The organism is Vibrio xiamenensis, from assembly GCF_900100015.1.
Classification (GTDB): domain Bacteria; phylum Pseudomonadota; class Gammaproteobacteria; order Enterobacterales; family Vibrionaceae; genus Vibrio; species Vibrio xiamenensis.
In genome coordinates, this window is the sequence record NZ_FNDD01000025.1 from 1 (window position 1) to 16593 (window position 16593).

15 protein-coding genes are annotated in these 16593 nt (G+C 48.3%); 4 read left to right on the forward strand and 11 right to left on the reverse strand.

Annotation, left to right across the window (positions count from 1 at the left end; translation table 11 throughout):
• A partial coding sequence (tnpA, locus tag BLS03_RS17690) for an IS200/IS605 family transposase (protein WP_143015648.1) occupies nt 1-207 on the reverse strand: 207 nt, incomplete at its 3' end.
• 239 nt (nt 208-446) lie between these two features.
• Nucleotides 447-596, reverse strand: coding sequence for a hypothetical protein (locus BLS03_RS25715; protein WP_176765628.1), 150 nt, complete (start codon nt 594-596; stop codon nt 447-449).
• A gap of 2 nt (nt 597-598) precedes the next feature.
• Between BLS03_RS25715 and BLS03_RS17695 the strand changes: the two genes are divergently transcribed.
• On the forward strand, nt 599-2158 hold the full coding sequence (locus BLS03_RS17695) for a SulP family inorganic anion transporter (RefSeq protein ID WP_093277008.1): 1560 nt from the start codon (nt 599-601) through the stop codon (nt 2156-2158).
• Nucleotides 2159-2231: 73 nt separating this feature from the next.
• On the opposite strand, the gene rnd is transcribed toward BLS03_RS17695, so the two are convergent.
• The 7 genes from rnd to yoaA form a co-directional block, all read right to left on the reverse strand.
• On the reverse strand, nt 2232-3350 hold the full coding sequence (rnd, locus tag BLS03_RS17700) for a ribonuclease D (RefSeq protein ID WP_093277011.1): 1119 nt from the start codon (nt 3348-3350) through the stop codon (nt 2232-2234).
• 92 nt (nt 3351-3442) lie between these two features.
• A complete protein-coding gene (gene fadD / locus BLS03_RS17705; RefSeq protein ID WP_093277015.1) occupies nt 3443-5131 on the reverse strand; it encodes a long-chain-fatty-acid--CoA ligase FadD in 1689 nt (562 codons plus the stop codon).
• A 117-nt stretch (nt 5132-5248) separates the two neighbouring features.
• On the reverse strand, nt 5249-6106 hold the full coding sequence (locus BLS03_RS17710; RefSeq protein ID WP_093277017.1) for an alpha/beta fold hydrolase: 858 nt from the start codon (nt 6104-6106) through the stop codon (nt 5249-5251).
• Nucleotides 6107-6667 (reverse strand): Slp family lipoprotein, encoded by a 561-nt coding sequence (locus BLS03_RS17715; protein WP_093277021.1) that lies wholly within the window; start codon nt 6665-6667, stop codon nt 6107-6109.
• Between the two features lie 20 nt (nt 6668-6687).
• Nucleotides 6688-6984, reverse strand: a complete 297-nt coding sequence (locus BLS03_RS17720) for a chromosome partitioning protein ParA (protein ID WP_093277024.1) — start codon at nt 6982-6984, stop codon at nt 6688-6690.
• A gap of 45 nt (nt 6985-7029) precedes the next feature.
• The gene (gene tsaB / locus BLS03_RS17725) at nt 7030-7731 is read right to left on the reverse strand and encodes a tRNA (adenosine(37)-N6)-threonylcarbamoyltransferase complex dimerization subunit type 1 TsaB (protein WP_093277028.1); all 702 of its coding nucleotides are present in this window, start codon (nt 7729-7731) and stop codon (nt 7030-7032) included.
• A 7-nt stretch (nt 7732-7738) separates the two neighbouring features.
• Nucleotides 7739-9703 (reverse strand): DNA repair helicase YoaA, encoded by a 1965-nt coding sequence (yoaA, locus tag BLS03_RS17730; RefSeq protein ID WP_093277222.1) that lies wholly within the window; start codon nt 9701-9703, stop codon nt 7739-7741.
• Nucleotides 9704-9993: 290 nt separating this feature from the next.
• Between yoaA and purU the strand changes: the two genes are divergently transcribed.
• The gene (gene purU / locus BLS03_RS17735; RefSeq protein WP_093277031.1) at nt 9994-10827 is read left to right on the forward strand and encodes a formyltetrahydrofolate deformylase; all 834 of its coding nucleotides are present in this window, start codon (nt 9994-9996) and stop codon (nt 10825-10827) included.
• Between the two features lie 61 nt (nt 10828-10888).
• On the opposite strand, the gene BLS03_RS17740 is transcribed toward purU, so the two are convergent.
• On the reverse strand, nt 10889-12892 hold the full coding sequence (locus tag BLS03_RS17740; RefSeq protein WP_093277035.1) for an NADPH-dependent 2,4-dienoyl-CoA reductase: 2004 nt from the start codon (nt 12890-12892) through the stop codon (nt 10889-10891).
• A 208-nt stretch (nt 12893-13100) separates the two neighbouring features.
• Here BLS03_RS17740 and sppA point away from each other — a divergent pair, with 208 nt between their 5' ends.
• Nucleotides 13101-14954 carry a signal peptide peptidase SppA gene (gene sppA / locus BLS03_RS17745; protein ID WP_093277038.1) on the forward strand — a complete coding sequence of 618 codons (1854 nt, stop codon included), beginning with the start codon at nt 13101-13103 and terminating at the stop codon, nt 14952-14954.
• Between the two features lie 146 nt (nt 14955-15100).
• Nucleotides 15101-16114 carry an asparaginase gene (ansA, locus tag BLS03_RS17750; RefSeq protein WP_093277041.1) on the forward strand — a complete coding sequence of 338 codons (1014 nt, stop codon included), beginning with the start codon at nt 15101-15103 and terminating at the stop codon, nt 16112-16114.
• 168 nt (nt 16115-16282) lie between these two features.
• Here the strand turns inward: ansA and BLS03_RS17755 are convergent, their stop codons facing one another.
• Nucleotides 16283-16567, reverse strand: coding sequence for a YeaC family protein (locus BLS03_RS17755; RefSeq protein WP_093277045.1), 285 nt, complete (start codon nt 16565-16567; stop codon nt 16283-16285).
• Nucleotides 16568-16593: the final 26 nt, after the last annotated feature.

A 16593-nucleotide genomic window follows, 5' to 3' on the forward strand; every position in this document is an offset into this window, starting at 1 on the left:
TGGGACTATCACAACCAAGTGAACGTGATCTGGCTGAATATTTAATTCCAAGACTTCACAATCTTTTATATTGCACAAAATGTAGATCGAGCGGTAAAGCTCCTTACCTACATTACCTTTCAAGATCTTAAATCTATACTTCGGCGTCCATACTATGTGGTATTTACAACGCCAATATACATGTGATGAACTTCTGTAGTCGCCCATGTTTTTAGTTTCCTCTTACTTGTGGTGAATAAGAGACTTACTTCTAACATGGGCATTCCTTCGGGCAATAGCCCCAAGGGACAATCACCACCGCCCTAGGCGGTGGTTTAGAGCTGACAATGAAAACAGCTCCTAAGGGAGCTGTTTTTTTATCTCTATGTAACGTTCTGCTCACAAATCTCTGACGTTTTAGAGTTCAACATTGAAGTCAATCACACTTTTCTGTAGCATTCTGCCACTCAATCTGAACACCTGTTTTGTGCTTCATCTTCTTTTTCGTCGTTAAACGGTAATAAAACCCTGTTTTGCTGATAACGGCCTACATTTTTAGCGATGATGAGCCAAACTTTATTCAGTTCTCTAACACTCACTTGGTTGATATTAGACACACATGTTTGAATTTCCTCAGTTCTCTAAGCACTCCGTCAAGAATGACGTTCTGTCCGGGTTAACCGTTGCCCTTGCGCTCGTCCCCGAAGCCGTGGCGTTTGCCTTTGTCGCGGGTGTCGATCCCATGGTGGGTTTGTACGCCGCGTTTATTGTTGGCCTAGTTACCGCGATTTTTGGTGGTCGTCCAGGCATGATTTCCGGTGCAACCGGTGCGATGGCAGTAGTGATGGTCACGCTCGTGGCGCAATATGGCATCCAATACCTATTTGCCACCATACTACTTGCTGGTATTTTGCAAATCACCGCAGGCATCTTTAAGCTAGGAAAGTTCATTCGTATGGTGCCACACCCGGTTATGATCGGATTTGTAAACGGCTTAGCCATCGTGATTTTTCTTGCCCAGCTTGGCCAATTCAAAATGCCTAATGTCGACGGCATTCTTACTTGGCTACCGCAAGACAAAATGGTGCTAATGTTAGGTTTGGTATTGCTGACCATGGCGATCATTCATTTTCTGCCTAAGTTCACCACCGCAGTACCATCGTCATTGGTGGCAATTGTTTCTGTTACCGCACTCGTACAGCTGCTTGACCTTGATACTCGCACCGTGGTGGATTTTCTGCGTACTATGTCTGGCAACGATGATGCGACATTGGCTGGCACCTTGCCGACCTTCGCGATGCCCGATGTTCCACTGAATTGGGATACATTAAAAATCGTTCTGCCATACGCAGTTATCCTTGCAGCGATCGGCTTAATCGAGTCTCTGCTTACCCTTACCGTTCTTGATGAAATGACTAATACTCGCGGCCAATCTAACCGAGAATGTGTCGGCCAAGGTCTGGCAAACATTACTTGTTCGATGTTTGGCGCTATGGGCGGCTGTGCAATGATTGGTCAGTCGATGATCAACGTTAACTCAGGTGGTCGTGGTCGCTTATCCGGCATTGTCGCCGCGGTCATGCTGCTGGTATTCATCCTGTTCGCCGCCAAGTGGATTGAAATGATTCCACTGGCTGCGCTAGTTGGTGTGATGTTTATGGTCGTGATCGGTACGTTTGAGTGGGCAACCTTTAAACTGGCGCGCCGCGTACCGAAACAAGATTTCTTTGTGATTGTATTGGTCACCGTCGTTACGGTAATGACCGATTTGGCGATCGCGGTCGGTGTTGGTGTGATTGCGTCAGCGCTAATGTTTGCCTGGGATCACGCCAAACACATCTACGCCAGCAGTGCTATCGATGAAGATGGAGCGAAAGTCTACAAAATCAATGGCCCGATTTTCTTTGGCTCGGCAGCAAATTTCCTAGAGCTATTTGACGCACAAAACGATCCTCAAGATGTCATTGTGGATTTCGCAAGCTCGCGCGTTGCTGATCACTCGGCGATTGATGCAATTGAAACCTTGGCAGAGCGCTACTCTGCCGTTGGCAAAACGCTGCACCTGCGCCATCTCAGCCAAGATTGCCGCGCATTGCTGCACAAAGCTGGCAGCCTAGTGGAAATCAACCTGAAAGAAGATCCAAGCTATAAAGTCGCCACCGACGTGCTGGCTGGCTAACGCTTTAGCAAATCAACGTAAAAAAGGCTTCCCAGTGGGAAGCCTTTTTAGTGCACTCGTATTCGTGAAAGAATTAATCAATACAAGCCAACAATTTGTCAGCCAGTAAAGAGGCGCGCCAGCCTTGCATCACATCCGGCAGAGCATTGGCGTCGCGATTCAATTTCCACGCCCAGTGGATAAACTGATTGAGCTGCTTTTTCGACGCCAGAAATTCGTTCGCCAATCCAGTTTGCTCCGACACTTTAACCACTTCATCTTTAAGCACCTTAACCAGCTGCTTATAGCCAGGTAAATCCATCAAACGCTCGATTTTGGCTGGGTATTGGTCACTTGGCGTCTGTTTCGCTTCTTTGACTAGGCTAATAATTTTCGCGCTGTGACGATTCACGCCACGAGCATCCATACCCTCTTGATCCATCGCTGGCTTAGTTTGAATCCCTTTGCGCGCAATGGTCAGCAAATCATTCTCTTTGAACACGAAGTTAAGCGCTAAATCGCGGCGTACCGCTTCTGTATAGCGCCATTTGGCTAACGGCTTCAAGATAGCCAGTTGCTGCGGTTTCAGCTGCCAAGCGCCTTTGATGTCCAAATACGCCAATTCAGGATCGGTCGCGTTATCGCGTTTTTCGATCATGCGCTGGCTTTCTTGGCTAGACGCTTCAAGCCAACCGGCATCGCGAACTTGCTTGAACAAGAAACCAAAAATTGGCAGCAAATAATAAACGTCAGCCGCCGCGTATTCGAGCTGCTTCACTGTCAAAGGACGCGCAAGCCAATCGGTACGTGATTCACTTTTATCTAACTCAATATCTAAGTAGCTATGCACTAAGCTGGCAAAGCCCGTTGAGAGCCCTTGGCCGAGAAAAGCCGCCATCAATTGAGTGTCTAACATCGGCTGTGGCATACAACCAAAGCTGTGCTTAAACACTTCTAAATCTTCACCACAGGCATGCAGTACTTTGATAACGCTGTCATCGATAAGTAAATCTGCAAACGCCGTCATGTCATCGATTTCGAGTGGGTCTATCAAAGAAACCGTTTCACCGTCGTAGAGCTGAATAAGCCCAAGCTGCGGATAAAACGTGCGAGTGCGGACAAATTCAGTATCAAGCGCAATGGCATTTTTGCTGCGTGCAGCTTGGCACACCGTTTCTAACTCAGATTTCTGAGTAATAATTTGGTAGTTCACTAATTTCTCTCTGTTTCTGAGTCAGCAAAAACAAAGATGCCGACGGGATATGTCGGCATCTTAACATTATTCAATCAAGCTTTCTCACCTGTTCAGCTTGCCTTTTTTAACTCTGCGTCATTTTCTTCACGCAGTACCCGTCTAAGGATTTTACCGACGTTGGTTTTCGGCAAATCTTCACGAAACTCAATCAGCTTAGGCACTTTGTAACCGGTTAAGTGCTGACGGCAATGCGTGATAAGCTCATCTTTGGTTAAGCTTGGGTCACGCTTGACCACATAAATCTTCACCACTTCACCAGACACATCATGCGGCTGACCAATGGCAGCAACTTCAAGCACCTTACCATGTAGCGCCACCACATCTTCTATTTCATTAGGATAAACGTTAAAACCTGAAACCAAAATCATGTCTTTCTTACGGTCGACAATATGCAGCAAACCTTGCTCGTCAAACTTGACGATGTCTCCCGTCGACAACCATCCTTCATGATCGAGGACTTCACGAGTCGCTTCTGGGCGCTGCCAATAGCCTTGCATCACCTGAGGGCCGCGCACTTGTAATTCACCCACTTCCGTATTGGCAAGCACTTTCCCTTCGTCATCGACAATACGCACGTCGGTTGATGGTACAGGCAGACCAATCGCCCCGGTGTAATCGGTAAGATCATACGGATTGCCGGTAACCAGCGGCGCGCATTCTGTCAAGCCATAGCCTTCAAGCAGATGAATACCGGTGGTCTTTTTCCAAGCATCCGCGACAGCGCGCTGCACCGCCATACCGCCACCGACCGATAATTTTAGCTTACTGAAATCAAGCTCATGAAAATCTTCATTATTGACCAGTGCGTTGAACAGCGTGTTTACCCCGGTAATCGCGGTAAAATCGTTGTTTTGCAGCTCTTTAACAAAACCAGGAATATCGCGCGGGTTGGTAATCAGCAAGTTACGCGCACCCATTTCGATAAACAGTAAACAGTTCACCGTCAGCGCAAACACGTGATAAAGCGGCAGCGCCGTAACCACAGTTTCACGCCCTTCCGCTAACACCGGTCCATACGCCCCTTTGGCCTGCAGGACGTTGGCAATCATATTACGGTGAGTCAGGATGGCGCCTTTTGCAACGCCAGTGGTACCGCCGGTATATTGCAAAAACGCAATGTCTTCACCAGACATAAATGGCTTCACATATTGCAATTTGCGGCCTTTACGAATCGCTTTACGCATCGAAATCGCGCCTGGCAAATCGTATTTCGGCACCATGCCTTTGATGTACTTGACTACGAAATCGACAATCGTGCCTTTTGCACGTGGTAGCATTTGCCCCAAACTGGTTAGCACGACGTGTTTAACCGTCGTGTTTTCAACAACTTGCTCAAGGGTGTTGGCAAAGTTAGAGACGATGACGATAGCTTTAGCACTGGCATCATTAAGTTGATGTTCGAGCTCGCGAGGCGTGTATAACGGGTTGACGTTCACCGCAATAAGACCGGCACGCAGCACACCAAAAAGCGCCACCGGGTATTGCAGTAAGTTTGGCATCATCAGAGCAACGCGATCGCCTTTCTCCAATTTCAACTCGTTTTGTAAATACGCAGCAAAGGCGCGACTGCGCTCTTCGAGCTTACGATAGGTCATGACCGTGCCCATGTTCGTAAAAGCGGGTTGATCAGCAAACTTATGCACGGATTGCTCAAACATCTCAACCAAAGAAGGATACTGATCTGGGTTGATCATTTCAGGTACGTCACTTGGATAACGCGATAACCAAGGTTTCTCCACAATAATACTCCTCGTCATGGGCAACCGGGTCGCCACATTGCACTTTGCGTGCTTATTATTAATCGGCTCATTACACCACAGCCCGAATGCTTGAGCACGAAACACTCAAACACTTGTTTAAATTTTGTTAACCCAGCCAAATATTAACTCACAAACTTCCTCTGGCTGCTGCAGATGGCAATGATGGCCACCCGCAATCGTCACCAGTTGGCAGTCAGTCGCAAGCGGTTGCGAAGCGCTGGTGCGTAGATACTCAAACCCCTTGTCACCCAAAATAGTGAGCATTGGACATTCGATGGCTTGATTAATTTGCATCGCCTGTTGCTCTGACATGCGATACAAAGAATCACTTTGCAGCGCAACATCATGACGCCAGCACCAGCCATTTTCACGCTGCATCGCGGCACGTTCGACAATTGGTAATATCTCAGCTGCAGTCAGACCATTGGTTTGTGCTCGGCGCGCGACCATCTCTTCAAGTGAGCTAAAATGTCGCTGTGGTTTGCGTCGAATACGCTGGCGGCTCATCACGCCTTTGCGTAATCTTGCCACTGTGTGAGAGGGGGATTCGGCAAGCGGTCCCACTCCTTCAATTTGCACTAAACCGGCAACCTGTTCTGGAAAGGCGGCACTATAGCAACTTGCAACTAAAGCACCAAGCGAATGCCCCACTAAAATCAATCTATTTGGCGATAAAACCGTCAAAAACTGGAAAACATCGTCAATATAGTCGTGAAATGGGTAATAACTGAAAGGTCGCTTATGCGAAGAGAGCCCATGACCAGGAAAATCAATCGCACAACCATGTAAGGTTGCACTCTGGTGGCTTAACACGTTCATTAGCGGTTGAAAGCTGGCTGCATTGTCTAACCAACCATGCAAAAAAACGACCGAGAGATCGGCCGTTTTCTGTTCACCAAATTCCAATGCGGCAATGTTAAGTGCGCCGACTTGATAGTTTGACTCTCGAAGCATCTATTTCACTTCTTGAATCACTTGCCCGCTACTGTTGCCCATTGGGTGGCGCCAGAGCCGACAATTTAAACCGTAACATGGGTAGAATGGGTCGATATCATTGATGATGACCCGCTCTTCAACGCGCCATAAGTGGTAACCCGTCGCTTGCATCACCGGGAACTGATACTGATATTGATCCACCTTACCCTGCTCAGTACCTTGGCTATCGCCAAGCACCGTCACCAAACGGCCTTCACTGAAGGTTACCGGATCGACGAAACCTTTTACGTACGCGACAAATCGCCCTTCGGGTTCATGGTTAAGGTCGGGCTTGCCCGCGCTGTTGATCGGTAAATTGACAATTTCTAGGCGAGTTTTGTCACTAAGATTGGTGATTTTGGCGATAACACCGCCTAGACGAACTTGCTGGTCTTGACCGGGAGCAGCTTGCCATTGATTGAAATCCGTTATCACGTTCGGATTGGTGGTTGTTAATGTTTCAGGTAAGGATGCGCATGCTGCAGTTAACATTAAAGAGCCAACTACCAGCATTACACGCAGTGTAGAACGAACTGTCATATCCCCTCTCAAGCCATGAGCTATATATAAATATCGACGCCAAGAAGCTGAGTAAGTTCCTCTCTCCGCGCTTGATTCATCACATCCATGTACTTTTCCATCGCTTTGCGACCGCTACCTTCAGGTAAGTCGTACTCAATTTGCGCACGATGAATATCGCTTTCTTGCACGTGGCGAATCGTATTCGCCACCGCATTGGCCACTTTGGTTGGCTCGCCGACAGACGAGCCATTTTGTGACTTACGCTTGCGGTCAGACTTCTTCGCTTTTGACGCATTGGATATCTGCGCCGGTGGCAAACCATTAATTGAGACCATGATGCTCCTAATTCAACTGTTGCCAAATCGCGAATGTTGTCGCCGCTATTCGCGCCCTGGCAATTTTTTCCAAGTCACATTATCACGTAGATATACCGGGCTGGACTCTTCAACAGGCACAGTATGACCTTGTTCCCATTCCAGTTTAGCTAACTGGACAATATCCTGCGCATCGGGAAATTCCACCTCGCCCGCTTGCTGTGGGTAAGGCAAGGCATCTAAATCTTGTTTATAAGCCGCCCAACCGGTGCCGGCTGTCGTCCAAGTGGCATCATCCGCTTGGCTATTTTCGACTAGCAGCTGCGGAGCAACCACACATTCCGCATCGACTTCACGCCATTCGCCGTTAGCTTCGCGAGAAAAACGTCCCCAATATACTTCGCTCATACGAGCATCAATCGCACTGGCAACCGACGTTGCGCCATGCAGGCGATGGCTCGCTTCGGCCATCGCTTTAAGGGTCGATATCCCAATCATCGGTAAATCCGCGCCGAATGCTAAACCTTGTGCAATACCGATGCCAATTCGAACTCCGGTAAAACTGCCCGGACCGCGACCAAATGCCAAGGCGTCGAGCTGTTTAAGTTCAACGCCGGCTTCTTTGAGCACTTCATCCACCATAGGTAACACTTTTTTGGTGTGATCGCGCGGCGCCACTTCACTGCGACTGTAGATGCGGTCATCAATTAGCAAGGCGACAGAACAGTTTTCTGTCGAAGTATCTAAGGCTAGGATCTTTACGCTCATGCCATTCTCATTGTTCTTGGGTTGTGGAAATTTCTTGAGTAGTCGAAATTTCTTGAGTGGTAGAAATTGTGTGCAGGAAATCTTTAATGCTTTCCAAGTCTCGAGTACGCGGTATTGGTGGCAAACTGGCAAGGAATACGCCGCCGTAATCGCGGGTCACCAAGCGATTGTCACAAATAATCAGTGCGCCAAAGTCCTTTTTATCTCGAATCAGGCGTCCTACGCCCTGCTTTAACGTAATCACTGCATCCGGCAATTGTACTTGAGCAAACGGATCGCCGCCGCGCAAGCGACAATCTTCAATACGCGCTTTGAGCAGCGGATCATCGGGTGCGGTAAATGGTAATTTGTCGATAATAACACAGCTCAGGGCGTCACCTCTAACGTCGATGCCTTCCCAAAACGCCCCGGTCGCCACCAGCAGCGCATTGCCAAGCTCCATAAATTCCGTCAAGGTGCGCTGTTTACTGGTTTCACCTTGCAACAGCACCGGAATATCCAGCACTTGGCGAAAACGCTCGCCAAGGTCACGCATCATGGCGTGGGAAGTGCAAAGGAAAAAACAGCGCCCTTGGTTTTGTTCGATAATCGGCGCCAACATACGCACCAATTTATCGGCTAAACCTTGGCTGTTTGGCTCTGGCAAGTAGCGTGGAACACACAAACGCGCCTGATTTTGGTAATCAAATGGACTTGGCAGCGACATTTGGCTGGCAGGCTTGATGCCAAGGCGCGAGGTAAAGTGGCCAAAATCGCCATTCACCGCCAAGGTTGCCGAAGTGAATATCCAGGCGCCCTGCTTAAGCTCCATCTGCTCGTTAAATTTATCCGACACCGACAGCGGCGTGATATGCAGACTAAAGTGGCGCGGCGTGGTGTCAAACCAATACGAGTAACCGGTAATCGATACATCGCATACACGGTCAATTCGCGATTTGAGCAGCGTTGCGCGCTCAAATGCCGCATCGAGCAATTGACTGCGCCCGAGCGCTAATTTGAGTACATCAATCGCAAACTCAAGGCTCTCTTGTAGCCGTTCGATTTCACGCGCAATCGCTGGCGATGCCATCGCATCTCGCCAGTTGCCGCGAAAACCGCTTTCGCCGAGCAAAATCCGCAAATCCATCGCCGATTGCACCAGTTTTTCCGCCACTTTTTGTAACTGGCGCATGTCTTTCGCTTCGGTGCGATAACTGATTTCAATGTCTTTAGACAGCTCTTGAATTTGGCGACTCGACACCGATTGACCAAAATATTGACTGGCGATATCTGGAAGCTGATGGGCTTCGTCAAAGATAAATACATCGGCTTCAGGAATCAGCTCGCCAAAGCCAGTTTCTTTGATCGCCAAATCGGCCAAAAACAGATGATGGTTGACCACCACCACATCGGCATCCAAGGCTTTTTTACGCGCTTTTAGTACGTAGCAATCGGTGTAACTGGGGCAGTCTTTGCCTAAACAGTTGTCATTGGTCGAGGTAATGGTTGGAATGATTGGGCTGTCTTCGGCGATGGCGTCGCAATCGCCTAAGTCGCCGGTTTTGGTCTCTGATGTCCAAGCGCGGACTTTAACCAATTGGCTCAGCAGCGTTGGATCAGCCTGTTGATTATGACTCTCGACCATTTGTCGTGACAACCGGTCCAGACACAGGTAGTTCGAACGCCCTTTTAGCAGTGAGACTTTGCCGTAAAAACCCAGTGCATCGGTCATCAAAGGCAAGTCACGATGATAAAGCTGCTCTTGCAGGTTTTTTGAACCAGTACTGATGATCACTTTCTGCCCGCTAAGCAAGGCCGGAACCAAATAGGCGAACGTTTTGCCGGTTCCCGTACCAGCTTCAACCACCACTTGGCCTTGGTTTTTTATCGCGTCGGCGACCGCTTTCGCCATATCGATTTGTGCCTGGCGTGGCTGAAAACCAGGAATAGCTTTTCCAAGTGCCCCTTGAGCAGAAAACGTTTTTTCGATCATGGTGTTCGTACTGGTAAAAATCAAAGCAGCGATTATGGCAGGTTTCTGCATAACTCGCGATGCCTTTAGTTGGATTCGACTCGCAAGCCTTTCTATGCGTCTATTCAACGTATCTGCGTGTATTTAACGTATCAAAGCGGTGAAACCTCATCGCGAAAACGATTAACTCAGATTAGCGGTTGCAAGATTTTCGATATTAGTTTAATTGTTAGGGTCATTTAAAAATAAAGCCCATTATCCTAACAAGCCGATTTATATAACAGCTATTGCCGCACGGAAGTTTCGTATCCATGGAAAAGAAAACACTACTCACCCACTGCACTGATGCACCTGGACTGATCGCAAAAATCACCAGCATCTGTTACCAGCACAAACTCAACATCATTCATAACAACGAATTCGTTGATAACCCGACCGGGCAATTTTTTATGCGTACGGAGCTGGAAGGGCAATTTGATGATCCAGCGTTTCTTGCTGATCTCGATGCCGCTCTGCCGCCTTGCACCACTCGCCGCCTAGTCGATTCAACACGTAAGAAAATCGTGATTCTGGTGACCAAAGAAGCGCACTGCCTTGGCGATATTTTGATGAAAACCTACGATGGTAGCTTGGATGTGGAAGTCGCCGCTGTGGTCGGTAACTATGACAATTTACGTCAGTTAACTGAACGTTTTGATATTCCTTATCACTTTGTTTCTCATGAAGGTCTAAACCGCCAAGAGCATGAGCAAAAAATGTTAGAGGTGATCAATCAATACCAAGCCGACTATCTGGTACTGGCCAAATACATGCGTGTGTTGACTGCCGATTTCGTTGGCCAATATCCGCATAAAATCATCAACATCCATCATAGCTTTTTACCTGCGTTTATCGGTGCACGCCCATACCAGCAAGCCTATGATCGCGGCGTAAAGATCATTGGTGCAACGGCGCACTTTGTAACCAATGACCTCGATGAAGGTCCAATCATCAAGCAGGATGTGATTCCGGTAGACCATAACTTTAGCGCTTCAGATATGGCGCAAGCAGGCCGTGACGTTGAGAAAAACGTCCTGAGCAAAGCGCTAAGTAAAGTGGTTGATGACCATGTGTTTGTGTCTGGAAACAAAACTGTGATTTTGTAATCCACCACTCAATCAGTGAATTGAAGAGGCCGTTAAGGTGTTGCTTTAACGGCCTTTTTTATTACAGCTTCAGCGCTAATTCCGTTCCTTGACGAATGGCGCGCACCGCATCCAGTTCGCCTGCGAAATCCGCGCCGCCGATAACATGTAACTTGTCGCCAAATTGTGCCCACTGCTGTTCAAATGGGCGCACCGACTCTTGACCCGCGCAGATGATCACTTTGTCCACATCCAGATGCGCATCTTGACCATCAAGTTTAAGATTCAGCCCTTGGTCATCAATGCTCTGATACTCAACACCACCGACTAAATGCACACCACGCTTTTCAAGGGTACGTTTGTGAATCCAGCCTGTGGTTTTGCCTGGCCCTTTACCCACGCGACCTTTACGTCGCTGCAGTAACCACACTTGTTTGTCGCTGATGGCATCGGGGTAAGGATACAAGCCGCCGGGATGGGACAAAGATTTATCAATCCCCCATTCATACAACCAATCATCCAGCTGCTGATGGCTCGGCTCAGTAAGCATGCTCGCGACATCGACGCCAATTCCACCCGCACCAATGATCGCCACTTTCTCGCCAACAGGGGTTTTATCTTTAATCAGGGTTTGGTAATCCACCACTTTATCTGGATTATCAATACCCTCAATCTTGATTTGACGTGGTTTCACCCCTGATGCCATCACCACCTCGTCATATTCGCTGAGCATTGACGCATCAACCGGCGTATCAAGATGCAGCCGTACACCCGTTTGCTCTATGCGATTGGCGAAGTAGCGAATGGTTTCGCGAAACTCTTCCTTGCCCGGAATCTGCATCGCCAAGCGAAACTGACCGCCAATTCGGTCGGACTTTTCAAACAGATCAACCTGATGACCACGCTCGGCAAGCGTAGTCGCGCAGGCAAGGCCAGCAGGCCCAGCGCCGACCACCGCAACGGTTTTTGTGGCCTGGACCGGCTCTATGGTCAGCTCAGTTTCATAACAAGCGTACGGATTGACCAAGCAGGTCGCGCGCTTACCTTTGAATACGTTATCAAGACAGGCTTGATTACAGCCAATACAAGTATTGATAAGTTTTGATTGCTGCTGCTCGGCTTTGAGCACAAACGCCGGATCGGCAAGCAGCGGACGCGCCATCGACACCATATCCGCTTGGCCGCTGGCCAAAATTCGCTCGGCTTCTTCGGGCGTATTAATGCGATTACAAGTCACAATAGGTACATTAACGTGCGGTTTGACTTGCTCACTCACCCAACTGAACGCGGCGCGCGGCACTTGAGTTGCAATCGTCGGAATGCGCGCCTCGTGCCAACCGATACCAGTATTGATGATGGTGACTCCCGCTGCCTCAAGCGCTTTAGCAAGTTCAATCACTTCCTCAAACGTACTGCCTTCTTCGACCAGATCCAGCATCGACAGACGGAAAATGATGATGAACTCTTCACCTACGGCGGCGCGAATCGCTTTGACAATTTCCAACGGAAAACGAATGCGGTTTTGGTACTCCCCACCCCACTCGTCATAACGCACGTTGGTGCGTTTACAGATAAATTGGTTGATCAGGTAGCCTTCCGATCCCATCACTTCCACGCCGTCATAACCGGCTAATTGCGCTAAAGCGGCGCTGTTGGCAAAGTCAGCGATGGTGCTTTTGATTTGACGAGGGCTCATTTCGCTCGGCGCAAAACGGGCGATCGGCGCTTTGATACTGGAAGCACTCTGCGAAAATGGATGCATGGCATAACGGCCCGCATGGAGCAATTGCAGCGCAATTTTGCCACCGTGGCGATGCACCGCATCGGTCACGACTTTATGGGCTTTGGCATGCTTGATTTTACTGAATTCGGCACTGAAAGGATGCAAACGCCCGCGCAGGTTCGGCGAAAAACCGCCGGTGACAATCAAACCAACGCCGCCTTTGACACGTTGCTCATAAAACGCCGCCAGTTTATGTAGGCCAGATTTGTCTTCTTCCAGCCCGGTATGCATCGAGCCCATCAAGACTCGATTTTTAAGCTGAGTAAACCCCAGGTCGAGAGGTTTCAGTAGGTTTGGATACATGGCAGATACCACTATTGTTATATTTATGGTCTGACCAGAATATTGTCGGGTTAAACAAAAATCAAACAAGTGTTTACATTTCTGTAACAGCGATCAACTCCCTATTGTTCGAATATACTTGTTTAAGTAGGATATCAGTTACTAACGAATTGAAGCGGTTAGCTTTATTGCTAAAATTCAATACCGTATTCGCCAACGCGGAGCTAGAATGAAAAAAATATTTAAGATTATCGGCCTGATATTTAAAGGCATTTGGAAGATCATTTCGTTTATACGAATCACCTTGGTCAACTTGATTTTCCTTGCCAGTATCGCGGCAATTTACTTCGTGTATAGCTCGGCAGACTCCCCTGCTCCTGAGGTCGCGAAAACCGCCTCAGCACTGGTACTCGACCTCTCCGGCCCGATTGTTGAACAATCCACTTACGTCAACCCGCTCGATTCGGTGACCGGTTCTCTGTTTGGTCGCGAACTGCCTAAAGAAAATGTCTTGTTTGATATTGTCGATGTGATTCGCCAAGCCAAAACCGATGACAACATCACAGGCTTAGTGCTCACGCTGCAAGACATGCCCGAAACCAGCTTAACCAAGCTGCGTTATATCGCCAAAGCAATCAATGAATTTAAAGCCTCTGGAAAGCCCGTGTTTGCTGCTGGCGATTTCTACAATCAAAGCCAGTATTACCTAGCCAGTTACGCCGATAAAATTTTCCTCTCCCCAGATGGCGCTGTACTGCTTAAAGGCTACAAAGCTTATTCGATGTACTACAAAACGCTGCTTGAGAAGCTGGATGTCAGCACCCACGTATTTCGTGTCGGCACCTATAAATCCGCTGTCGAGCCATTTTTGCGCGATGACATGTCCGATGCTGCGAAACAATCGGCTTCTCGCTGGGTTGGGCAGTTGTGGGGAGCATACAGTGACGATGTGGCGACCAACCGCCAAATTGATGTCAAAGTGCTCAACCCGAGCATGGAAGAGTTTCTTGCCGAGCTGAAATCAGTCAAAGGTGATGTGGGTGCGTTGTCTCTGAAGTTGGGTTTAGTCGATGAACTCGCGACGCGTCAACAAGTACGCCAAGCGTTAGTCAACGCATTTGGTAGTGATGGCGAAGATGGCTATAAGGGAGTGGATTACTATCAATACCTCTCCAAACTTAAACCTCAATTTAACGCCAATAACGATGATATTGCGGTAATCGTTGCCAGCGGCGCCATTATGGACGGCGAACAGCCACGCGGTCGTATTGGCGGTGACACACTTGCAAATTTACTGCGCCAAGCGCGCACAGACGACAAAGTGAAAGCCGTAGTGCTGCGTGTCGATAGCCCAGGCGGCAGCGCATTTGCTTCAGAAGTGATTCGTAACGAAATAGACGCATTGAAAGCGTCAGGCAAACCTGTGGTGGTTTCAATGTCGAGCCTCGCGGCATCCGGCGGCTACTGGATCTCAATGGGCGCCGACCGCATCATTGCTCAGCCAACCACCCTCACCGGTTCCATCGGTATCTTTAGCGTTATCACTACGTTTGAAAAAGGTCTCAACAAACTCGGCGTCAATACCGATGGCGTCGGCACGTCACCTTTTGCCAATGTTGGTATCACCCAAGGATTCACCGACGGCGCTTCGCAAGCGATGCAGATGGCGATTGAACATGGCTACTACCGATTCATTAGCCTTGTCGGTCAAAACCGCGGCATGGATGTGGACCAAGTCGATAAAGTCGCTCAAGGCCGCGTATGGACAGGTCAAGATGCACTTGAACACGGGCTAGTCGACCAAATCGGCGATTTTGATGACGCGATAGATACGGCAGCGCAGCTGTCTAATTTGGAAAACTACAATCTGTATTGGGTTGAAGAGCCACTTTCACCAGCCGAACAGTTCTTCAAAGACGTATTTACTGAGGCAAAAGTTCACTTAGGCTTAGACGTATCATCGATGCTACCTGACGCTTGGCAACCTGCGGCCAAACAATTAGTCAGTGATGCCAATCTGCTCAGTTCGTTTAACGATCCAAAAGGACAATATGCATTCTGCTTGCCGTGCCAAGTTGAGTAAATGTTCTATAATTCATTAGCTTAACTAGGCTCATTTGAATAACTGGTACGATATCGGGGCTTGCTATTGGCGAGCCCCTTTTTCTTAGCAAAGAATTAGTTATAATCGCCGCTTCTGTTCCCCCCTACTAATTATGGCTAGCAACAATGGCAAAAAAACACATCTACATCGCCTACACTGGCGGCACGATCGGCATGCAAAAGTCGAATCATGGCTATATCCCAGTCGCCGGCTTTATGGACAAACAATTGGCTGGCATGCCTGAATTCCACCGTCCAGAAATGCCAGACTACACCATCCATGAATACGACCCATTGATCGATTCCTCCGACATGACCCCTGCCGATTGGCAGCAGATTGCCGATGATATTCGTGATAACTACGATAAATACGATGGTTTTGTTATTTTGCACGGCACCGATACCATGGCATACACAGCCTCGGCGTTATCGTTTATGCTTGAGAACCTTGGCAAACCAGTTATCGTCACTGGCTCGCAAATCCCACTCGCAGAGCTACGCTCTGACGGCCAAGCCAATTTGCTTAACGCACTACACATTGCTGCCAACTATCCGATTAACGAAGTGACCCTGTTTTTCAACAATAAGCTGATGCGTGGGAATCGCAGTACCAAATCGCACGCTGATGGTTTTAATGCGTTCACCTCCCCCAACTTGCCACCTTTGCTTGAAGCTGGGATTCACATTCAAGTCAGTAAAGATATTGAAGTGGACAAAAAGCCGGATGGCGAATTTAAAGTTCATACCATTACACCGCAGCCAATCGGGGTGATCACCATGTACCCAGGCATCTCGCACGAAGTGATTCGCAACACACTGCGCCAGCCTGTCAACGCGATGATTCTCCTGACTTTCGGGGTGGGTAATGCGCCGCAAAATCCAGAACTGCTTGGTCATCTGCAAGAAGCGTCGGAGCGAGGCGTGATTGTGGTCAACCTGACCCAATGCCTAGCGGGTAAAGTCAATATGGGCGGTTACGCAACAGGCTGTGCACTGGCAGAAGCCGGCGTTATCAGCGGTTATGATATGACTCATGAAGCCGCGCTGGCCAAACTGCACTATCTGCTGAGCCAAAACTTAAGTTATGAAGAAATAAAAGTGCAGATGCAGCAAGTACTGCGCGGTGAAATGAGCTTATAAATCAATAATAAACTGATAAAGTAATAGTGAACTGATAAACAAATCATGCACTAATAAAGAAATAAACAGCTACACTGCAAAACTTAAAATCCTACAGATTTTCGCGGCGCACTAAGTTAAAAAACCCCAGCCAAGTCGCTGGGGTTTTGTTTATCTATCAAACTAAAGCTAATCCAAATTAGGATTCACTCGCATGATGTCGCCTTGATCTTGTTGGAACTGTTTTTTGAGTTCGGACTTGGACTTAAAGACCATTTCTCCGCCTTGACCAATTGTCATATGTTGAGCTTGTGAATTATGCTTAGATTGATACAACATCACAGCTTGCATACAGGAATCTCGCTGCTGCTGGGAAAGTGGAGTACCCTCAGGCCACTTACCTGTTTCAACAGCGTAAACTAGACGCTCATAAACTTCTGGTGTAATAGAGTTAATTAGCTGCTCGGCATCCATGATGTTTTCCTTGTTTTCTGCTTTGG